The 19,024-nt window shown below is 45.0% G+C and carries 13 protein-coding genes; 4 read left to right on the plus strand and 9 right to left on the minus strand.

The features are described from left to right. Window positions 1-518 precede the first annotated feature (518 nt). The 7 genes from ACMVP2_RS20545 to ACMVP2_RS20575 all read right to left on the minus strand — a co-directional run bounded on the left by ACMVP2_RS20545 (window position 519) and on the right by ACMVP2_RS20575 (window position 9,065). Window positions 519-1,166 (minus strand): hypothetical protein, encoded by a 648-nt coding sequence (locus ACMVP2_RS20545; RefSeq protein WP_416864894.1) that lies wholly within the window; start codon window positions 1,164-1,166, stop codon window positions 519-521. A 616-nt stretch (window positions 1,167-1,782) separates the two neighbouring features. Continuing rightward, window positions 1,783-2,247 carry a hypothetical protein gene (locus ACMVP2_RS20550; protein WP_416864895.1) on the minus strand — a complete coding sequence of 155 codons (465 nt, stop codon included), beginning with the start codon at window positions 2,245-2,247 and terminating at the stop codon, window positions 1,783-1,785. A gap of 11 nt (window positions 2,248-2,258) precedes the next feature. Beyond that, entirely contained in the window at window positions 2,259-4,643 is a 2,385-nt protein-coding gene (locus tag ACMVP2_RS20555; RefSeq protein ID WP_416864896.1) for a T9SS type A sorting domain-containing protein, read from the minus strand. Between the two features lie 18 nt (window positions 4,644-4,661). Further along, window positions 4,662-4,994, minus strand: a complete 333-nt coding sequence (locus ACMVP2_RS20560; protein WP_416864897.1) for a hypothetical protein — start codon at window positions 4,992-4,994, stop codon at window positions 4,662-4,664. Between the two features lie 23 nt (window positions 4,995-5,017). Then, complete coding sequence (locus ACMVP2_RS20565) at window positions 5,018-7,297, minus strand: T9SS type A sorting domain-containing protein (protein WP_416864898.1); 2,280 nt, start codon at window positions 7,295-7,297, stop codon at window positions 5,018-5,020. Window positions 7,298-7,302: 5 nt separating this feature from the next. Further along, a complete protein-coding gene (locus tag ACMVP2_RS20570) occupies window positions 7,303-8,106 on the minus strand; it encodes a hypothetical protein (protein WP_416864899.1) in 804 nt (267 codons plus the stop codon). Further along, on the minus strand, window positions 8,103-9,065 hold the full coding sequence (locus ACMVP2_RS20575) for a hypothetical protein (protein WP_416864900.1): 963 nt from the start codon (window positions 9,063-9,065) through the stop codon (window positions 8,103-8,105). Before ACMVP2_RS20575 ends, ACMVP2_RS20570 begins: the two co-directional genes overlap by 4 nt. 203 nt (window positions 9,066-9,268) lie before the next feature. Here ACMVP2_RS20575 and ACMVP2_RS20580 point away from each other — a divergent pair, with 203 nt between their 5' ends. Both ACMVP2_RS20580 and ACMVP2_RS20585 read left to right on the plus strand, forming a co-directional pair. Further along, window positions 9,269-9,523, plus strand: a complete 255-nt coding sequence (locus tag ACMVP2_RS20580) for a type II toxin-antitoxin system Phd/YefM family antitoxin (RefSeq protein WP_416864901.1) — start codon at window positions 9,269-9,271, stop codon at window positions 9,521-9,523. Then, window positions 9,520-9,774 carry a Txe/YoeB family addiction module toxin gene (locus ACMVP2_RS20585; RefSeq protein WP_416864902.1) on the plus strand — a complete coding sequence of 85 codons (255 nt, stop codon included), beginning with the start codon at window positions 9,520-9,522 and terminating at the stop codon, window positions 9,772-9,774. Before ACMVP2_RS20580 ends, ACMVP2_RS20585 begins: the two co-directional genes overlap by 4 nt. A 205-nt stretch (window positions 9,775-9,979) precedes the next feature. Here ACMVP2_RS20585 and ACMVP2_RS20590 read toward each other — a convergent pair whose 3' ends face one another. Both ACMVP2_RS20590 and ACMVP2_RS20595 read right to left on the minus strand, forming a co-directional pair. After that, window positions 9,980-12,469 (minus strand): PspC domain-containing protein, encoded by a 2,490-nt coding sequence (locus ACMVP2_RS20590; RefSeq protein ID WP_416864903.1) that lies wholly within the window; start codon window positions 12,467-12,469, stop codon window positions 9,980-9,982. Continuing rightward, on the minus strand, window positions 12,466-12,816 hold the full coding sequence (locus ACMVP2_RS20595; RefSeq protein WP_317490742.1) for a PadR family transcriptional regulator: 351 nt from the start codon (window positions 12,814-12,816) through the stop codon (window positions 12,466-12,468). Before ACMVP2_RS20595 ends, ACMVP2_RS20590 begins: the two co-directional genes overlap by 4 nt. Before the next feature lie 637 nt (window positions 12,817-13,453). On the opposite strand from ACMVP2_RS20595, the gene ACMVP2_RS20600 reads away from it, so the two are divergent. After that, window positions 13,454-14,518 carry a PorV/PorQ family protein gene (locus ACMVP2_RS20600; protein WP_416864904.1) on the plus strand — a complete coding sequence of 355 codons (1,065 nt, stop codon included), beginning with the start codon at window positions 13,454-13,456 and terminating at the stop codon, window positions 14,516-14,518. Continuing rightward, the gene (locus ACMVP2_RS20605; RefSeq protein ID WP_416864905.1) at window positions 14,508-19,019 is read left to right on the plus strand and encodes a C25 family cysteine peptidase; all 4,512 of its coding nucleotides are present in this window, start codon (window positions 14,508-14,510) and stop codon (window positions 19,017-19,019) included. The genes ACMVP2_RS20600 and ACMVP2_RS20605 overlap by 11 nt, the downstream gene beginning before the upstream one ends. Window positions 19,020-19,024: the final 5 nt, after the last annotated feature.

Below are 19,024 nucleotides of genomic sequence, written 5' to 3' on the forward strand. Positions count from 1 at the left end.
TCCATCTAATTTTTATGGATATACCCAAAAAGCATCCAAATGTATCCATAAGTAATTCCTTCTTTGTTGTGCGCTTTGAATATATCCAAAACGCATCCAAATATATCCATAAATTTTCTTATTCAGCGGCACCAATGCATCTGAGTTTACCGCTATTAACTTACGCTTCAGGTCCTTGGGGGTTTGGACAAAATTTTGGTAGAAGTAGACCTCGCCTTCTGTGAAAAGATGGAAGAGAAGGTGAGCCTGATACGTTTTCTATTCCTGAAGGCCTTGCGACTGCCCGGCCGGGGAATACACACCGCACCTGGTGAGCCTGGCTTTGAGGGAAGGACTGATATGCAGAACTGCCGCAATCATTTTTTATGGCGGGCCCATAAATCCAGGCATAAACTTATAGTTAGGCGACGGATTTCAGAAAAAAGCCAACGTATTGATGTTTCTGGCTTTTTTTGCTACGTTATTTTAAAGTTATTCTTGAATCAAGCTCAGTTAGTTCTTTTATGCCAGGATAGGGATTAAAAGAAGAATTTCACCCCACTCTGGAGGCTAAATCCACCATAACTAGCATCTATTGTGGCAAGATTCTCCCGGGAATGGGAATAGGTTGGATTGAAGAACACAGCCCAGGTGTTAATTTTATAGTCAATCTCAACACCTCCGTAAAATGCCATTAATCCTGCAAACTGAGAGCTTGAAAGGTCAGAGCCATCTGCATAATACTGCTCTTCCCGCCCTTTAAAAACAGAAAACCCACCTTCAAGCGAACAACTTATTTTACTAAGACTCATGACACGCAGTTCGCCACCCAGATTAATAATGTTTGTTGCAAATGAACTCTTTCCTTCCCTCCGTGAGTCAATTACATTGAAGTTTGAATCATAAGTATATATAACTGGAATGCCATTTTTTCGCATATGGCTGAAGCTACCCTTAAGAAAGAATCTTTTTGTAATTGGCACTGCAAGGGCTAGAGATGCCTTAGGTACAAAATTGGAGCGATATACATCCTTGAAGCTCGGTTCATTGATCAGGTATAAACCTATGGACGGAGCTACATAAGCCAGTTTGGTTGAGTCTTTTTGAGCCAAACAATTTCCAAGCGAAAAGACAAACAGGGAAAATAGGATTAGGCCAATAGGGGGTATATTTGCAAAGGGATTCATAGGCATTCGTATTAACAATTTCTTTAGGTAGCTATTTGTGGGGGCGATATTGGAGTAAGGTCTACCGACTCGCTTCAGCACTGATATAGTTACAGTCTTTGCAGGTAAATATCTCCTCACTATATATAGGACAAAGAAAAAGTTGAAAAATCCTCGCCGCATCGATTTTACCTGCCTCTAAGACAAACCTCTAGCGTGTCGGTGTTTTGATGATCAAAATACAAAAGGTATTTCCTGCATACTTCTGCCTCAAAAGCCGCTGATTGAAATTCCTTGCCAAAGAATTGGTGAATTATTATTTCAGAGTGGTTATGCTAGTCTGTTGAAGGTTCATGTCTTCGTCAACGACTTTGAATGTATCAATAGGAAATGAGTAGGGCATGGTGAATACAAATTTTCCTGTTGAAATATCATTTACAGCAAGCCAGATACTGGATTCCGACAAACTGATAGGTTCGTCGCAACAACTATACAGAAAAGTGCATATGAGCAACCGGAGCAGATTATCGGTGGAAAGCCTTTTACGAATCATGGAGTTGATAGATTGGCCTGTTTTTTTCAAATTCCAGGCACAAGTATGGACGAAAACAAAATTGAGACACTCATCGCTTCCATACTATCTTGCGACAGCTGCATACGCCCCATAAGAGTTGTTCTTGTCTTCAAACACCTTTTTTCCATTGTAAGTTACCTTAAGGTAGGCGAAAATGTCTTCACATTTTTTCTCCTTTCCCTGAAAGCAAACCTGCACAGTGTCAATGTTCGCTTGATCGAAATGTAAATAGTACAGCTTGCAAATCTCTTCACTAAATAGCGTGGGGTCCGTTGCTATGTCAGCAAAGCTATACAACCTGATTGTCTCATTCACGATATCCCAATCGGCTTCGGTTAAATCTTCGTGCAGCATTTTAAATGAATCGGGTGGAAAAATATAAGGGCTGCCGAAAAGCCAGTTCCCCGAAGTTGAATCACTTACGCCAAAGTCGATATATCGATAACTTAAAGGGTCAGGGTCATCGCAACAGCTGCTTAAAGCAAACAGTGAAACCAGGGTTAGGCCAATAGGGGCAAAAGTTTTCATAGACGTTCCTTTTAACGATTTCTTTCAATAATTATTTGTCGGGGAATGATTGAATCTTTGTAATGGATTTGAAGGAGATAGTTTCCATCCGGCAGGTGTTGCACTGACAGCTTTTTCTTTCTTGCCTTACTCTTTACTTCTCGTAGCTTCTGTTGGGAGCTATTAAATAAATACACCTCAAAATCTTCCTTAAGGTCTCTTGTCATTAGGGTTCCGGTGCTGTCTGTTTCCTGCAACTCTATGTTTATTTCATCGGAAGCAGGATTGGGATACACCAAAAACGAGGATGACTGGGGGCAGTTCATAGTTTCTCTTGTAAAGTGGAAGGAGAAATTGGAGCTGCCGCAAGTGTTGGTGGCCGTAGCCGTTATGGTGGCGGAGTTTACCTGAAATGGCCAAACAGTAAAGTCAACGTTATTCCCTGAGGAGAGATAGGGAATGCCCGACGGGGCAGACCAGTTTACAGTTCCGTCACTATCCCCTTGCGGAGTAATGCTAAGGTAATGATTACCGTCGCACAGCGAATTGGATGAGTAAACCACATAGGGGTTGCCATCGGCCATGGGGTTAATAAAAGTAGGCTTGTGGATATGGATGGGTATCGAAAATTGTATGTTGCTGCTGCATGAAGTGGTTACTTTAAACGTAAGTGTGGCGCTACCGTTTACAGCCGAAGAAATAACCTGCAGGTTCACGTTTTTGCCCGTGCCGCTGCTTGCGCTAAATAAACTTCCTGGTGTGGCATCCCAGGTAATGGTGGCATTGGCCGGTACATTGTTGAGCGTGTAGGAGCCAGAGTTGCCGCACAACAGGGAAGCCCCGGAGATGGTAACCAGGGCAGGGTCATAGCAACCAGTAAGTTCAATGTTATAGTGACCTTGAATACTGGTATTTTTTGGAATTACTTTTATATAATATACGCCTGAGCTTAAAGTTGTTTGAATCAGGGAAAAACCGTTGCCTCCGCCATCATCATTTGACGTTACCAAGGTCAACTCATCGTTTGCAAGTTTATATAGATAAACATCAGTATCTGCATTTGTCTGTCCGCTGACTGCCGATGTCCGAATAAAATGTGTTGCATTATTTTGAGCCTCGAAATAGAACCAGTCAACATCGCATGTCTGCGATTCGTTCGCCAGCTCATAGTTGAAAGTGTGGTGTTGCTTTGAGTTAAAGTTGAACAGTTGCGCCATGCCCCTGGTGTTGTCTGGCTCGAAGATATCAAATTGAACTGCATTGCTGCTCCAAATGCCAGGGGAACCAGCCCTTTCAATTTTATGAATCATCACTCCAATTTGATGTTTTGTAAACGTTAATCTGCAGTCTCCATATGAATAAGACATTATGTTTCCGACGTCGGTTTTTGTAGAACCAGATGGAGGATTATTGTATTGGTCACCAAAATGATCCTTTTTCGTGGTTATTAAATTACATTCATCCGTTACATCGAGGGGTTTTATGAGTTTAGGATCGGCTGGCGTATCACATAGGCCGTCACCAGTCATCTCACATAGTTTTTCTGAAAAGAGCCATGGTCTGCATTGAGGGAAAAGATTTATTCTATCTCGGTCCACGGGCTCAAGTCGGCAAGCTGCGAAGGGGGTGTTGCGAGTCCAATGGTATGCATGGGTGTGTAACAAGCCAAGATAGTGCCCTGCTTCATGAGTGATGGTCGATGGCTTTATAAGAGGTGTACTCCATGAAATAAAAATATTCTTTGGCGCAGCAGCTAAATAAACGCCTCCTGCTCCCACTACCTCATCGACAACGTGGACATTCATTACATTGTCATATTCAAATTCTATCCAATCATGTGGGGCCAACCATTGATGGTAGATTGACAACTTTGTCTTTGATGTGTTATTAATGTGCGTGGGTAAACAAAGGAGGTAAAATCGAATTCCAGTCCCGTTCTCTCTGAAGTCATCATTTAGCTTATCGATTAGCTCCTTTACCTGATTGTCGGTTATGCCGCCGGAACCATCATTTCTGTGATATACCCAAAATGCAACCGGAATCCGGTACTTTACAACCGTGTTTGGCTCAACTCTGTAGGCTGGGTCTACCGGGTCAAACGGCCACCCAACGCTGTCGAGCAAGTCGTCGAGGTATTGATTATTACCCACCCAGGGAAGTTGATAAAAAGCGGTGTTATCGATATCCTGTGTTCCGCACGTATCACCTGAAATTGCATCATAGGTCACGCTTGCATTGGGCGTTAAAACGGAAAGAGGCTTTAGGGTAATACTGTTCGTCGTTGCCTGAACATTTAGTTGACAAACCACCTTCATAGGAATGAAGAGGCAAATCAGAATAGCCATCAGCCCGTTTGTTGCATGTAGGCTTAGCTTCTTCGCCATGTTCATTCTGGTTAAATTTTTAAATGGGTTCATACAGGTTTTTTTGTAGGCTTACTTAATTATTGATTTCTCCAGTTGCTTCATGCCTTCCTTGAGCTTCTCATTCTCCTTCTTCAGCTCTATCATATAAAGCGTCAGTTCCTCCACCTTTTCCAGCAGCATATTGTTCATTTCGCCTACCTGCCAGCCGGTTTCTTTTATTTCGTTGGCAGAAGGGATGCCTGGGAGGTGGTGGTTTTCTTTTACGTAGGCCTCTACTTCGCTAAGTGGCTTGAGGTAGTAGTTGTCTTCAAAGACGTAGTCGGCCGGCAATTTGATAATAAGTGTAATTACATCACTCCAGCATTGAACTTCCCCAGTAAAGTGGTGTGAAAAGACAAACACTTTCACAGGTTTAGCTTCAATGCTTAATTTTTCACTACCAGTTTTTTAGCTAGTCGGCCATGCTTTGACTCCAAAACACAAATATAAATGCCATCAGGCAGTGCCAGATTGTTGTACTGGTATTCGTGGGCTCCCTTGTCAAGCTCCCTGTCAAGAAGCATCTCAATTATCCTTCCAGACACATCTGTTATATACAATTTGGCCGACGAGGCCTCAGGTAACTGGAAGGCAAAATTAGCGGCATCTGAGGCAGGATTGGGATAAAGAGACATCCCGTAACTACGGGAGACAGGCTCTTTCGTTTCCATTTCAGGCTTCTCATAGTTTGTTCTTGCAAAAATCCTGTTCGGGTTATCGTAAGAGCTACTATTACAAAATGCGCTAACAGCACCAGAAGATTGTTGGGCCAAAAAAGTACTGCCAGGCACTCCTAGTGGAGAGTATGCTTTTATGGTTGTATTTGGAGTAATCGTTGTTCCGGCTATTATAGTAACACCTTGGCCAGCTTTGATAGTAGAAGAGGAGTTAAAACTTACGTTGGGACCGATCGAGATATGTCCCCAAGCACTTCTACTTCCTGACGAAGTGTTTGAAAGTGTTAGATTTGTTGAGTAGTCGCAATACTTAACTGAAGAATATGAAAAAGATGGAGCATTCGATATACCTACAGGATACACAGCAGATAGTAATACATTTTGGGTATTCGCATCAGAATTGGCCCGTTGCATATTTACTAGAAGTTGCAGACTGACTTCATCAGGGTCATAACCACAGCTCAAAGGATAGATGACATAGTCATAGAAAGTTTCGGATTCTTCATACCCAAATTCCAAGCTGAATTGGGTGATGTCACTTATCGGTACAAATGCGGTTCTTCTTATTTCTTCACCATTTTTCTTGAAAATTAGACTTGCCATTATGTCTATGTTGTCACTTCTTAGACCGGATGCGGGATTCAATACATAAGAAATATTTTGTGGTAGCTGGAACAAATAGCTGTGTTCTACAGTTCGTTCATAGTTTGAATTTCCTTGAGTCCCTGTGACGGTTTCGTTAACCATGTATTTGCTATTGATGATAGGAGTAGTCAGTAAATTGAAAATTCCTAAAACCTCGTTGTAGTAAGGATAGTCTTTTGAATCCTTTGTTGCTGTATATAACGATCCGGGTGTATAGAAAGTGATGTCTCCGTAGTTATATGTTGCAGAAAGTGTGCCGCTGAGAGCAATAGTGCCATTCATTGACATAGGCATCACTTTGACTGATTGTGGAGCCGGAGACTTTTTCCCACCGCTGATAAAAAAGTCGACCAATTCTACAGCTGTACCTATGTAAGGCGCTGCCTTTAGCCCTTCCTTGAGGAAATCACTCTTTGCCAGTGCATCTTTAAGTTTGTTGAGGGCATTTCTTTTATTCTTTTCTTCAGTGTTTAGCTGGTTATCTGTTTTGGTCGAGATACCTAAAGACTTCTCAATCCCAGTAGCGAATTTATCGATCCCCTGATAGGTCTTTTGAGACTTTTGCGCTTGGCTTAGCAAATCTTTAAACGAGTAACCATTATCAGCCACCGTTACAGTATTGTTCGTCATGCTTGTCAGTGTAGCTGAGTAGCTCCCAGTAATGCTGATATCAGAGCTGTCAATTAGTTTAACCTGAATTACCAAGCTAGATTCGAACAGACATGTACAAGGATCATAGCCCATTTGAAAGTCAGCATAAAACCATTTCCCTGTGTCATTAGTATACTGGCTTACTGCGGCAACTGTTGGATCATTTTCAAAACTGTCAAGCGCAAATATTTCAGACGCACTACTAAGAACAGATGACATCTGATCGGTGCCTGAGGGATTGAAAGAAATTTCCATTTTTGCTCCGTTATAGTTAACTCCAGCACCGGCGACAAATACCCTCAGCACTCCTGTATATTTATTGTAAAGCACTAAATGTATTGTTGTAACCTGACTAGATTTTGGAGTACCATCTTCATTATACCCCGTCTCGTATTTAATAAGCTCCCATCCATTTTCAGGCAAGCGATCCTTGTCATTTAAGAAATAACTAACATTTAAATTGTTGGATTGGTCAAATGGGGAGTCAATTGTACTTCCCTGAATTGTCGAAGAGTGAATATTATAAGAAGAGGCTCTCCAGTCAAAAAAGGTATTAAGTTTTGATGGCTTTTCGTTATTAACTGGACTGTCTGGGTTTGTAGTAATTCCTTTGGTCTGGCATGGTTGCGAGACGACTTGTAGCGAGGTGCTACACATTAATGTTATCCAAAAAAGTATATGTGAGCTCTTCATCTTTATCAATTTAATCGTTTACCAACAAAAACATGATTGGTTCTATTTTGAAGTTGTGGGTTGTTTTCATCTCCGGCAGCAGTTGAAAAATGTACCTCGACATCCATGTTGTTTTCACTGAGAATTAACCAACCTTTTGGATCCTGACAATCACCTCGGTATTCGCCGCTCGATGCTGATCTGCTTACATTAAGTTTTCTGAAGCCTGCATGGATTTCTGCCCCCAAACCCACATTTTCCTCACTGAGATCGCATCCTCGATTGATATTGATTAAATCATAGCCTGAAGACCCTTTTCTAGTCACTTGAATAGCGAAAATGTCGTCTGGATCAGATTCCAGGTGACCCTCATATTTGCCAATAATGGGATTAGAGTCCTTATCTACAATAGTTAAATAGTGCTCCACCGTATCTATTCCATCATCTTGCGGAAAGCAAGTGAGATTGGGAGTTCTTTTCGCTATTAGCCGAATAGGCAATGATTGCTCTGGATATTGGAAGAACAGTTCGAACCGCCTTTCTGTAAACGTCCTGGGGTCTTCGCCAATAGTCCACTCATAGCTCTCAGCGCCTTTTTCTGCTTCAAAAACTATATTGTTAAATATCAGCGCCGTGTCATAGACAAATATGGTATCTATGCCTCCGGAATTGGTAATATGCTCCCCCATAGTAAAGTCAATTTGGATGGAGTCCAGAGTAAGCCCTTCGCAGGGATCGGGGTCATCATCTGGTTTGCAGCTTTCCAGTACGCTTAGCGTAAGTATAAGACAGAAAAGAATTACTAAGCTGGTTAAAAAGTTACGCTTCATTTAATTTTCTTTTTTAGTTGATCGATTTCTTGCCTCATTTCCTCATTCTCTTTCTTCAACTCGATCATATATAGCGTCAGCTCTTCCACCTTTTCCAGCAGCTTATTGTTCATTTCGCCTACCTGCCAGCCTTGTTCTTTTATTTCATCGGCGGAAGGTATGCCTGGGAGGTGGTGTTTTTCTTTTATGTAGGCCTCCACTTCAGCCAGCGGCTTTAGGTAGTAGTTGTCTTCGAAGACGTAGTCGGCTGGGACATCAACAACGACTTGAATCTCTTCGGCTTTGATTTTGCCGTTGACAAGCAGTTTGAAGGCTGGATCCAGTGTTTCGGTGCCAATTCCAACTGTACCTGTTGCTGTATTGGCTGTTAAAGTCTTATTACCTGGAGCGCCAGTGGACGAATTGATTCCTGCCAAATAGAAATAATCGTCTGTCATCACGTATAAGTTACCACCGTAGTCGTCCACTCTGCTGTATGTGGCCGTCCAGTTGGAAGCTCCCCAAACTAAGCCTTTTAATGTTGTTGTGTTTTTGAATCGTATTTCGTTTGTAATTCTTTGGTTCCCATTTACCTCCAGCTTGGCGTTTGGTGAACTTTCGCCAATGCCAATTTTGCCATCCGTCGTCATTGTAAAAAAGGTATTGTCTCCGATACCGGCGCCATTACCAATCTTAAATTTCCTTGAGTCAGAAACATCGACACCCATTGAGTAAATGATATCACCTGGGTCGTGGAATAAAAAGCTGATGTCAGCATTGTCAATTTGCAGCTCCTGGCCACCGAAGATTTTAGTCGGGCCATTTACCTCTAGCTTGTAAGTCGGTGCAGCGATGCCGATACCAACGTTTTTTGATGATGACGAGAGGGTTACATAGTTGCCTGCTTCAGTCCATTGAGCATCGACATTTGAAAGCACTCCAAATGTTAATAGAAGAATTAGAATAGGGAATTTCTTCATAGATAATAAATATTGAGGTTATTTATTGATTATTTATAGTTTATAAATTTGAATTTTTTTTTCTTGAAAAGAAAGTGTTTTTTATTGAAATTAATTATTAAAAATATTGAATAGAATTCTTTATCAGGCTTTGGTGGTTATCCAATATGAACCATCTATTGGTAGATGTAGTGGAAATGGTGGAGCTTGACTAACTTTTATTCATGGAAATAACCACATATTCAAATTTTCGTCAGAACATGAAGGCCTTTCTCGACAAAGTGCTGTCTTCTCATTCGTCTCTGTTTGTGTCCCGAGCAAATGGCGAAGACGTGGTGGTGATGTCGAAAGCTGACTACGAAAGCATGGAAGAGACGATGTATCTTTTAAGTAGCTCCAAAAATGCTGAAAGACTTGCCCGTGGAATAGAGGAATACAAAGAGGGAAAAGGGGTAGAGCGAGAGCTGATTGACGAATGAAAATCGTTTTCCTCTCTCCGGGATGGGAAGATTATCTCCACCGGCAACAGACTGATAAGATGATGCTTAGGAGAGTCAATGAGTTGATCAAACAATGCCAGCGAACGCCATTTGATGGTATTGGTAAGCCTGAACCACTAAGGAGTAATTTATCAGGCTGGTGGTCGAGAAGGAATGATCATGAGCATAGGCAGGTGTATAAAGCTGAGGGAGATTCACTTTATATTCTTCAGTGTAGAAAGCATTATTAGCTGAGACTATTTTAAAGATAAACTAGAAGCGGACGCTTGCGTTAGGGGTGCTTGCACCATTGCATAAAAAAAACCGAACACCTTCCGGCATCCGGCTTTTCGGACTTGAAAATTGGGCAAATGAAAATTTTTGTAATCAGTAGTCGGTAAGTGGTAATCAGTAGGGTTCGACTGCTTTACTGATTACTTCTCACCGATTACCTTCCTATTCCTTCCTCACGCTCCCCGCTCCCGACCTTCTGATATCTGTACTTGCCTCCCCCTGGTACACAATGGTGCCGGCACCAGATGCTTCAGCTTTCAGGTTGACCATGGCATTTACCTTGGCACGGGCTGCTCCCTGGGCTTTTACTTCCACATAGCGGGCTTCGCTGCCAAAGGCGTCAAGCGAGGCAGCTCCTTCCACGTCGGCTTTTAGCTCATTCACATTACCCCGCAGGGTCAGCTTGCTGCCGCCGTCCATTTCTATGTCTAGCTTGGAGGCGTCGATGTCCATGTCTACCTGGGCAAAGCCGGATAGGTTAATGTTCAGCTTGTTGGCCTGGAAACCGTCGACATAGGCTTCCGAAGCGCCGGACAGCTCAAGGCCTTCCAGGTCAGGTGTGCTGATGTATACATAGATTTTGTCGCTCGACTCCCAGTTGTCACGCCAGTCCCAGTTGCGGCCACGGATGTCGAATTTCAGCACCCCGCCCGACTGGCTCACTTTCACTCTTTCCAGCCATTCGTCGTCGCCGGTGATTTCGATGTTTTTGTAGTCGCCCTGCTTGATGTAGAATTTGAAGATGCCGCCAGCTTCTATCTCATCATATCCTTTGAAGTCGTACGTCAGAGGATCGGCATCGAAAGAGCTTTTTCCTGAGCCTGAGTTGTACGAGTAGTAATCGTCGTCCTCTTCGCACGTGGTGCACTTCAAGCCTGCGTCGGTAAACACCCACGTGTTACCTTCCATTTGGCGGGTAGAGTAGCCGTTTCTGTAAATAGTGTTTCTCAGGATCCTGGCCAGGCTTTCGTCCATTTTGAAGGGCTGGTTATAAGGAATGTACAGCGTAATGTCGAGGTTCTGTACCCTGAAGCGGGCATCGTTTTTGAACTTCAACTCTCTTGGAAAGTTAAAGATGGAATCTTGCACATTGAGCTCATAGGTAACCATCTGCGCATTTTCGAGCGCAGTCGAGCGGTCTCTTCCTCTGGCTTCAAAATCGAGGACTGCTTTGTACACAGAATCGTCGTGGCCTCTCAGGCGAAGTTCTACAGCTTCATACTGGCCGTTCCACTCGTCCCACCTTCTGCGGTCGCTGTCTGACAAAGTCAATACCGCTGTTTTACCGGCCATGTCGTAGGTCTTGGTTTCAGTGTGGATGGCATCTGTGCGGAAGTCCATGATAATGCGTGGCACAGTGTAGCTCACGAGCACGAGGCTGATGATCCATAATCCGAATAGCGTCCATCCTAAGAAGGATCCGGCCACCCATCTTTTGGCCATGATGCTGATACCACCCAATGTGACGGCCAAAGCTGGTATGAAAGCTGACAGGAAGAGCCCAAAGACAGCCCAGCCTGGTAGGGTCTGCTGGAAAAGCTCTACTGGCACGCCGTCAACCGATACCCAATCCCACCAGCCGATGGTAAGCCCGAAGAACATGGCACAAGTGATAGCAATGGCGGTCATTGTCGACAACCCAAGCATGCTGAAAAGCAGTCCGATGAATACCCGGATGATGTCAACGAATACGTTGGCGGCAGGGCCGATAAATTTGGCGATACCATTGATAATCAATGCGATCAATCGGAATGGAAACAACAACACTTTCACGATTGGGCTTTCTTCGTCCTCCTTTATGTTGAGGTTCGACTTAATGTTTGTCTCAATATTGGAAAGCGTAACGGGCTCTCCCTGCATTTGCATTTTCTCGGTGATGGTCTTTGCCAGGGGCGTGATGATCCACAAGATGATATAGACAAAGAATCCGGTACCTCCGAGGAAGATGGAAAGCACGAACAGCAGTCTGATCACTGTTACATCTACTCCGAAATAGGCGGCGACACCACTGGCCACACCACCCAGCACCCGGTCTTCCTGGCTGCGGAACATTTTCTTGATCTTCTTGTCGTCTTCAAGGGCCTTGTTGCCCGGCACCACAATCCACAGGATAATGTAGGCGAGCAAAATTGCGCCACTTAAGCCCGGTAGAAAGAAGTTGAAGAACATAAGCAGAAAGAGCAAACGCACCCACATGGGGTCGATGCTGAAATAGTGAGCAAGACCACTGCACACCCCACCAACGACTTTTCTGTTGATGTCACGGTATAGCTTTTTCGAACCGGTCTTCTCTTTTTCCTCGGTCTTTTCTTCCGCTGTGTCAGTACTTTCCCCGCTGCCAGTGTCGGCTGCTGCCGCAGGTGCTGCTTTGTCCTCTTTGTCTTCAATCGCTTCGAAGTCGGCAATGGTACCCATCGTAGAAATCAGCATATTGACGTCTTCAATGGCCACTACCTGCTTGTTTTCTTTGTCCAGCTTCTCGAGGAAAATCTCAGCAATTCTGCTTTCGATATCGGCGATAATTTCTTTGCTGTCTTCGAAAGTCGAAAAATAGGTGGTAATGGATTCGAGGTAGCCCTTTAGCCTTTCATAGCCATCTTCCTCTATGTGGAAGATAATGCCGCTAATATTGATGCTTATATTCTTATTCATTTCTTTTGCCCGTTTTGCTTTTTCGTTGTCATAATTTTACTGGTGGAGCCCACAAGTTCATCCCAGGTATCCTGGAGCCCATTTAAAAAAGTTGTTCCTTCATCAGTCAGGGTATAGTATTTTCTGGGTGGCCCTGAATTTGATTCAACCCATTTGTAGTCAACGAGGCCGGCCTTTCGCAGCCGGGTAAGGAGGGGGTAGAGTGTTCCTTCCACCACCATGATCTTTGCAGAGGTAAGCTCCTGCAACATGTCGGAGGCATACACCTCGCCACGTGATATGATATGGAGGATGCAAAACTCGAGAATTCCCTTCCGCATCTGCACCTGTGTATTCTCAATGTTCATCTCTCATTTTGTTTAAAAGTTTTTGACCTTAGCACTATATACGGAAAAGTACCTTGCATGGCCAAGTACTGGCTAAGAAATATTAGTGAATAGGCTATAATCATTAAATAGTTATATATATAACCCTATAAAGTACAATAAATAACTAATTTTGCTGAGTTTGTGTACCGATGGCTATGGACGCAACACTTGAGTAGTTCACAGTATCGTTGACAAATGAGCCCTTCTGCAAACAAGGGGATAAGAGCGATTGCTGGTAGCTTCACCCGTCCGGTAATTGCGAGTGAGCAGGATGATGGTCAGTCTATGCGAAGAAATTTCAAGCGAACGTGGCAATCTGTTAGTTAAAACCACGTTTCGAAATACACAGATTGCCGCACTCGTACCGTGTTCTTTTACATGGATAAACAGTTTTTAACTCCCTCGCAATTACCGACGGGCGGTGGTTGGTAGCTTAGATAATGCTGCATTCCGGCAAGTGGCCGTGCACCAGTGAATCCTTTTTCGCCAGCTTCCAACAAAGACCAGCATCTTCATCTACTTTTGTCGTCTATTTGTCGAAGTATTCCAACAAGTGAGCGGGTATGTTGGTGTGGAGAATGTTATATCATTAATTTTAGGTTGAATTAGTCACTGAATGCGGATAGCGTTACTTTTTACTTTGTGTTTCTTCTGCTCCGGCCTTGTTGTGGGTCAGGGAAATGCGCCCAAATACAGTAATGAATTTCTTGCCATAGGAGTAGGAGCCAGGGCATTAGGCATGGGCAATACCCAGGTGGGTTTGGTCAACGATGTAACGGCGGGTTATTGGAACCCGGCAGCACTCACTCAGCTCACCGAGCAATATCAGGTGGGGCTGATGCATGCGGCCTACTTTGCTGGCATAGCCAATTACGATTTTGCGGGATTTGCTACTCCCATCGATAGCAATACTTTCATGGGTGTTTCTGTGATCCGTTTTGGAATTGACAATATCCCCGACACCAGGTTCCTTTACGACGCCAGCGGCGCTATCAACTACGACAATATCCGTTTCTTTTCTGCAGCCGACTATGCCTTTATGTTTTCTCTTGCAAAAAAGATGGGTGGCTTGTCGCTGGGCGGCAACCTGAAAGTAATCCATCGGACGGTAGGCGACTTTGCAAATGCCTGGGGCTTTGGCCTCGATGCGGCACTACAGTACAACAGGGGCAACTGGAAGATGGGGGCGGTGCTCAGAGATGCTACCGGAACGTTCAATGCCTGGACACACAATTCTTCGTTGGTGATTGATGTATACACACAAACAGGTAACGTAATACCAGAAAGCAGCCTCGAAATTACGCTACCCCGTTTGTCGCTGGGGTTGGCCAATGCGGTGGTGAGCAAAGGAAAATGGACAGGACTTGTTGGTGCAGACGTTGATTTGACGTTTGACGGACAAAGAAACACATTGATCAAAAGTAAATTGGCCAGTATAGATCCGAAAGCAGGATTTGAAGTGAGCTATGCGCAGAAAGCCTTTTTACGGGGCGGCGTGAGTCAGCTACAGCAGGTCAAAGACTTTGATGGCAGCAAATCGTGGACTTACCTGCCGTCGTTTGGCATCGGACTTAACCTTCAGGGAGTGCAGATCGACTATGCTTTAACAGACATTGGAAACAGGGCGCAGTCGCCTTATAGTCACATCTTTTCATTAAGATATGGATGGAATGCGAAATAGACTGTGGACATACAGAAGTGCTTTACTAGCCGGGTTGCTGTTGGTAGCAAATATGGTGCAGGCGCAGCCATGGGGCAACGAATGGATCAGACCAGGGCAGTCGTACTATAAAATAAAAGTCGCCAGAGAGGGAATGTTTCGCCTGACGCAACAGCAACTGCTGGAAAGCGGTGTGCCGCTGGCCTCCATCGACGCCAGACGGTTGCAGCTTTTTCACAGAGGGGTAGAGCAGGCTATTTATCTGCCAGGTCAGGAAGATGGCCGACTTGACGCCAGCGATTATATTGAGTTTTACGGGCAGCCATCGGATGGCAAAACCGATACGGAACTGTATGTTTCTGAAGATGCCCAGCCTCACACTTTATATAACTTGTTTTCTGATTCAGCAACCTATTTCCTTACCTGGCCGCTAACGGCTACGTCGGGCAAGCGGATGTTGGCACCTGTAGCAGAAAACAATGTAGGTAACTTGCCTGCTGAGCCTTACTATCTCCGGGAAGTACTCAAACTTCAGGTCAACAATTACTCGCAAGGGAAAACCTACCAGGGTGGCGACATCATTCTTAGTCAGTACGACCATGGCGAAGGTTGGACAGGCAGTGACATTGCCAAAGGTGCCAATCAGGTGGTCACGCTAACTGGGTTGACTAACAGGGTGACTTCCGGGCCCGACCCTACGCTGGAGGTGCTCCTGGTCGGGAGAAATAACCTGGATCACAATGTGGAGGTATATGTGGGCCCATCTTCGTCAAGTTTGCGGCTTTTGCATACGGCAGAGTTTTCAGAGCATGATCCCTATACTGTCTCCGAAACCATTTTATGGTCAGATATTTCATCTGTCGGAGAGTTGTTTGTGCGGGTGAATGTGGTTGGCATTGGAAGTGCTGCCGACCGGGCAGCGGTGTCTTATGTAAAGGTTAATTACGCTGCCAGCACCGACATGGCTGGTCAGTCGCAGAAGATATTGACGCTAAGGGAGAACACGGGAAATAAGTCTTTTATTAGAGTGACCAACCCAGCTGGGGCCAGCAGTCTTTTTGATGTAACTCAGCCGGATAATGTGAACAAAATTGGTGTCATCACAGGGACCAGCGATTTCACGGCAGTGGTGAACGGCACTGCCGTTCAGCGGAAGCTCATCGCTATTAACACCCCCTATACTCCGGTAGCAATCAAGCAGGTGACCATGCCAGCTATCGATCCAACGGCTTTTAATTACATCATTGTCACTCATCCCGACCTCAGAAAAGCCACCACTTCAGGAACGGCCGATCCTGTCGCTGCCTACAAAGCTTTTAGGGAAAGTGCAGAGGGTGGAAACCATCAGGTGCTTATTTTGGAAATGGAGCAAGTACTCAATGCGTTTAACTATGGAGAAATATCACCCTGGGCTATTCGCAGGCTGGCGGGCTACCTGCTGGCCAATGGTACGCCAGAATACTTCTTTCTTATAGGAAAAGGAACAGGCGTGCACCGAAATTACTACAGGCAAGACCCGGCTACCACCACGCTTATTCATTTTGTGCCGACAAATGGTGTGCCTGGCAGTGATGTTGCTATGCTGGCCGGACTGGCTGGCACTACTTACGAATCGCCAATTGCTATTGGGAGACTCAATGCAAGGAACCCGGACGACGTGCAAGCCTACCTGAGCAAGGTGATGGAGATGGAAAATCAGCCCTTCAATCAGTTGTGGAAAAAGAACTTCATTCATTTGAGTGGAGGAGCCACGCAGGGGGAGTTGGCTACATTTCGATCTTACGTTAACGGGTTTAAGTTCATTGCGGAAGGTAAATACCTTGGAGCCAATGTGGTCACAAGTAGCAAATCCACCAGCAATGCAGTGGAGCTTATCAATATTGCCGAGGAGGTGAATAACGGGGTGTCAATGATCACATTTTTTGGTCACTCGGCAAGCTTTTCTACAGACATCGATATTGGTAACGTGTCTAATCCGGGATTTGGGTACAACAACAAGGGCAGGTATCCGGTAATTTTGGTCAACGGGTGCGATGCCGGCAATATTTTCGAAACCTCGTTCACCTTTGGTGAAGACTGGACGCTGACGCCGAACCTTGGGGCTATTGGCTTTATGGCTCACACTTACAAAGGGTTTTCCAGTGACCTGCGAAACTTTTCTGGTGTTTTTTATGAGACAGCCTTTGCTGACACCTTGTTCGTAAAGGAGACCCTTGGAAATATCAAAAATGAGGCATCAAGGAGATATCTTGAGCGATATGGCTCTTCCGAGCGGAACATTACTCAGATCCAGGAAGTACTGCTTCAGGGCGATCCCGCTATCAAAATATTTGGGGCAGGTAAGCCTGACTACGAAATCAGCACCGATGCGCTGGAGGTAATAGACACCGAAGGAAACCCGCTAACTGTAGCAAAGGACACATTTGCTCTCAAGTTTGTGGTGAAGAATTTTGGTATTGCGACGGAATCTGACTTGAAGATTTATGTGAGACGAAGGCTTGAACACGGGAGTGTAAGTCTTGACTCGTTGATTTCTCCGTATGTGCTTCGGGAGGACACCATGTACTTCGGTATTTCAAACCCAGATCTCGCTGGGTTGGGCAACAACACCTTTGAGGTAATCCTCGACCCAGCCGATGAAATAGATGAACTGAATGAAGGAAACAATTCGGTCAGCATCGATCTTTTTCTGGCCAAAGGAACAACGATACCCATTTTCCCGATGAAGCGGGGTATTGCTGGATCGAATGTCGACTTTGTGATCCAGGCAAGTGACTTGTTTTCACCCTCACGAGGTTTCGAACTTGAAATTGACACGTCGCCAGATTTCAACGGCCTAATGAAGCACAGGATCAGTGGCGATATGCGGGTGATCACAGTTCAAAATGTGGATTTGGCTTCTACATTTTCAATCGCCGATTCTACCGTGATTTACTGGCGGAGCCGCTTCCTGAACCCAGAGCCGGAGGAAGATACTTCGTGGGTTTTGAGTCAGTTTACCATGATCAACGATAGCCCCCGTGGATATGCGATGGTTTCTGCCAATCAGTTTGCCGACGCCGAAATCAAAGGGATGTTGCTATCGGAGTCAGGCTTTGATTGGTCCTTTCCAGAGAACAATCTGGATATTAGCATCAAAACCTTTGGCCCCAACAATCCTGGTGCCGCCGCACGTGACTACAGTGTGAAGGCAGGTACGCTGGAGCTTTTTGTGGAAAGTGAGAGTTTCAACGTATGCCGGGCCAACACACTTAACGTTGTTTTGTTCGATAAGCAATCGACGGTGCCTTATGCACCATTTCCCGAATGGCAAAAGTTTGACGTAAGGCTCACCTGTGGATTGAATTCAAAACGTATTCACAACTTCACTGACGGAGAGATGTATGACCCTGCCGGCTCCAATGGAGGAGCCAGAAGGCTTTCTCAACTGCTGAATGCCGTGCCTGAGGGAGACTATGCTGTCTTTTTTAGTATAGGCACTGTGCAGTACGACAGATGGGATGCTGAAGTAAAGGAGCAGCTAAAAGCCTTCGGTATACAAACATCCTCATTGAATGGCCTTGTGAATGGGCAACCGGTAATTTTCTATGGAAAGAAAGGCCAGGCAGAAGGAGCTGCGGTGGAGTTGCTTTCCGATGGAAGTGGCAGCCCGGCCGATGAGCAGCAACTCGTGCTCAATGATGTAGTGGAAGGTAAATTCTTTAGCGGCAGCGTGTTGTCGGGTAGGATAGGCCCGGCCAAGTCGTGGGGATCGCTTTATCAGGAAGTAAAGCTTGGCGCCGGACAAACTGCCGGAAACTTTAACCTTGACATTTATGGTCTGCGGAACGATGGTATTAAAGATTTGCTGTTTGCCGATGAAAATGTATCAACGATAGACCTGACATCTGTAGACGCCAATTTCTACCCTTATCTGCAAATAGACTACCATACGACCGACGAGGCCAATCTGGTGCCTGCGCAACTAAAAAAATGGATAGTCACATTCAATCAGCTGCCAGAAGGTATATTATTGACGAGCGACCCGACTGCCAGGAACAAGCTGACCAGAACCGCCAATGAGGGGGAAGCGCTCGTTGTGCCGTTTTCGTACTTCAATCCTTCTCCGGTTGATTATGCCGATTCGCTGACGGTAAGATACCAACTGGTGTCAAGTGAAACCAGCACTATCCAGGAGTTTCAAATGAAACTGCCTGCGTTGCTTGCGGGAGACTCGGTGCAGTTCAGTGTACCGTTGACAACCCTGGGAGTAGATGGGCGGGAAAGCCTGCGTACTATCATTGAGTCGACAGAAAGGGAGCTCATTTCGACCAACAATCAGCTGACTTTTAAAGATTATTTGGACGTAAATGCGGACAATGTTAATCCACTGCTTGATGTCACCTTCGATGGTACTTACATCCTCAACGGTGATATAGTTTCTCCCAATCCGTTGGTAAAAATGAGACTGTACGACGATTATGAGTACCTGCAAAAGCAAGACACGATTGGTATAGAGGTGTATCTCAAATCTCCCTGCTAGGAGTG

This window comes from Imperialibacter sp., assembly GCF_048007035.1.
Lineage (GTDB): Bacteria > Bacteroidota > Bacteroidia > Cytophagales > Cyclobacteriaceae > Imperialibacter.

What these genes read in the sequence shown, in the direction of transcription:
- ACMVP2_RS20605 (WP_416864905.1), top strand. Translation starts at nt 14,508, where the DNA reads ATGCGAAATAGACTGTGGACATACAGAAGTGCTTTACTAGCCGGGTTG.
- ACMVP2_RS20550 (WP_416864895.1), bottom strand. Translation starts at nt 2,247, where the DNA reads ATGAAAACTTTTGCCCCTATTGGCCTAACCCTGGTTTCACTGTTTGCT.
- ACMVP2_RS20585 (WP_416864902.1), top strand. Translation starts at nt 9,520, where the DNA reads ATGAAAATCGTTTTCCTCTCTCCGGGATGGGAAGATTATCTCCACCGG.
- ACMVP2_RS20580 (WP_416864901.1), top strand. Translation starts at nt 9,269, where the DNA reads ATGGAAATAACCACATATTCAAATTTTCGTCAGAACATGAAGGCCTTT.
- ACMVP2_RS20545 (WP_416864894.1), bottom strand. Translation starts at nt 1,166, where the DNA reads ATGAATCCCTTTGCAAATATACCCCCTATTGGCCTAATCCTATTTTCC.
- ACMVP2_RS20570 (WP_416864899.1), bottom strand. Translation starts at nt 8,106, where the DNA reads ATGAAGCGTAACTTTTTAACCAGCTTAGTAATTCTTTTCTGTCTTATA.
- ACMVP2_RS20595 (WP_317490742.1), bottom strand. Translation starts at nt 12,816, where the DNA reads ATGAACATTGAGAATACACAGGTGCAGATGCGGAAGGGAATTCTCGAG.
- ACMVP2_RS20575 (WP_416864900.1), bottom strand. Translation starts at nt 9,065, where the DNA reads ATGAAGAAATTCCCTATTCTAATTCTTCTATTAACATTTGGAGTGCTT.
- ACMVP2_RS20600 (WP_416864904.1), top strand. Translation starts at nt 13,454, where the DNA reads ATGCGGATAGCGTTACTTTTTACTTTGTGTTTCTTCTGCTCCGGCCTT.
- ACMVP2_RS20565 (WP_416864898.1), bottom strand. Translation starts at nt 7,297, where the DNA reads ATGAAGAGCTCACATATACTTTTTTGGATAACATTAATGTGTAGCACC.
- ACMVP2_RS20555 (WP_416864896.1), bottom strand. Translation starts at nt 4,643, where the DNA reads ATGAACCCATTTAAAAATTTAACCAGAATGAACATGGCGAAGAAGCTA.
- ACMVP2_RS20590 (WP_416864903.1), bottom strand. Translation starts at nt 12,469, where the DNA reads ATGAATAAGAATATAAGCATCAATATTAGCGGCATTATCTTCCACATA.